Origin of the sequence: Pseudomonas syringae (genome assembly GCF_000737245.1) — a bacterium.
Taxonomy (GTDB): Bacteria; Pseudomonadota; Gammaproteobacteria; order Pseudomonadales; family Pseudomonadaceae; genus Aquipseudomonas; species Aquipseudomonas syringae_J.
Genome location: NZ_JPQU01000086.1, coordinates 1 through 1,391, shown reverse-complemented (window position 1 = coordinate 1,391; position 1,391 = coordinate 1). Strand labels below are relative to the sequence as shown.

General features: G+C 55.8%; 2 protein-coding genes and 1 pseudogene. 1 reads left to right on the top strand and 2 read right to left on the bottom strand.

Annotation, left to right across the window (positions count from 1 at the left end; translation table 11 throughout):
- On the bottom strand, nucleotides 1–301 hold a 301-nt coding region (locus IV01_RS27170), incomplete at its 3' end, for a hypothetical protein (RefSeq protein WP_229636163.1).
- A gap of 51 nt (nucleotides 302–352) precedes the next feature.
- Here IV01_RS27170 and IV01_RS02545 point away from each other — a divergent pair.
- Nucleotides 353–1,183, top strand: coding sequence for a DUF2242 domain-containing protein (locus tag IV01_RS02545; RefSeq protein ID WP_032631351.1), 831 nt, complete (start codon nucleotides 353–355; stop codon nucleotides 1,181–1,183).
- A 138-nt stretch (nucleotides 1,184–1,321) separates the two neighbouring features.
- On the opposite strand, the pseudogene IV01_RS27585 reads toward IV01_RS02545, so the two are convergent.
- Nucleotides 1,322–1,391: pseudogene (locus tag IV01_RS27585) on the bottom strand (threonine dehydratase); the annotation flags it as partial.

Genomic DNA, 1,391 nt, shown 5'->3' with positions numbered 1-1,391 from the left:
ATACCGGCCTGTCACGCCGGGGGTCGCGGGTTCGAGTCCCGTCCGCTGCGCCATACATAGCTTCAAGGCCCTTGAACTCCTTGAAGCGAAAAAAAGCGACCTTAACGGGTCGCTTTTTTTTGCCCTTTTTTTGTGCCATCAACCGGACCAGATTTAGTCGAGAGGGCGACTGTTTTGAGCGAAAGCTTTTGTCATCGGTTTGATCATTACCCCTACCGATTTCTGACGTTTGGCATTCTTGTACCAAGATCCATTCAATCTCTGCGTTGATCCTGCGCCAGCCTTGTTGCAGACTTGCCAATGTTTTCCCGGTCGGCAGATCTGCTGGCAGTGACTTTTTCCAGGATTCTTGATGCCTAACTCAGTTAATTTTCGCCTCGCGTGCTGCGCAATCGCCTTGCTGGCAATCGCAGGCTGCTCGTCGAAGAAGACAACCGTCTATGAACACGAGAATTTTGACGATGCGGGGACTTTCTCGAGAAATTACCCGGTCAGTGACTCAGCCTCTTGCGAGGCTGCGCGGCGGGCCCTGCTCAGTCAGGGCTACATCATCACCAGCAGCGACCCGAAAATGATCAGCGGGCATAAGAGCTTCCAGCAGACTGGCGAGACTCACATGGAGATCAGCTTCAATGTGGTCTGTGCCGCTGATGGCACCGCTGAAAACGGCGCGACGATGTTCGCCAATGCTCTGCAGGATCGTTATGCACTGAAAAAGACCAACAATTCGGCCAGCCTCGGTGTTGGCGTATTGGGCTCGGTTTCGATGCCGATTGGCTCCACCGATGATTCGATGGTCAAGGTGGCCAGCGAAACCGTGGCCTCGGACAAGTTCTATGACCGTTTCTTTATTCTGGTAGAAAACTTCCTGCCGCCAGAAGCGAAGAAAGCGGCGCACATCAAAGAAAAACCCAAGACTGACTTGGGTATGCCAGAGCCTGCCCCCGCGCCAGCCAAACCTGCGGCGCTCGTCGAGCCAAAAGCGGCTGAGCCAAAAGCCGATGAGCCGCCGTCAGCGCCAGCGGCCAAGGCGGAGCCAGACGCGCCAGCGGTGGAGTCGAGTCAGCCGGTGCCTGCTCCAGTCAGCAACGATTCATTCGTGCCCGAGCCAGTGGTCGCTCCTGAGTCCACCCCGGTTGAGGCAGCTCCGGCAGCAGAGCCGGAAGCGACACCGGCGCAGTAATCGGCTGGAGCACCGCCCCTGTGGGAGCGAATTCATTCGCGAAGAGGCCGGTACATTCGACACATCTTTATCGTCTGTACCTATGCCTTCGCGAATGAATTCGCTCCCACAGGTTTTGAGCCGGCCTGGCTTGCTCATTTACCCCAAAAACAACTTATAAGCCGGATTCTCGCTCTCATCCCAATACGGATAACCAATCTCGGCCAGT

Bases quoted from the DNA above. Each gene is read 5' to 3' on its own strand.
- IV01_RS02545 (WP_032631351.1), top strand. From the start codon at position 353: ATGCCTAACTCAGTTAATTTTCGCCTCGCGTGCTGCGCAATCGCCTTG.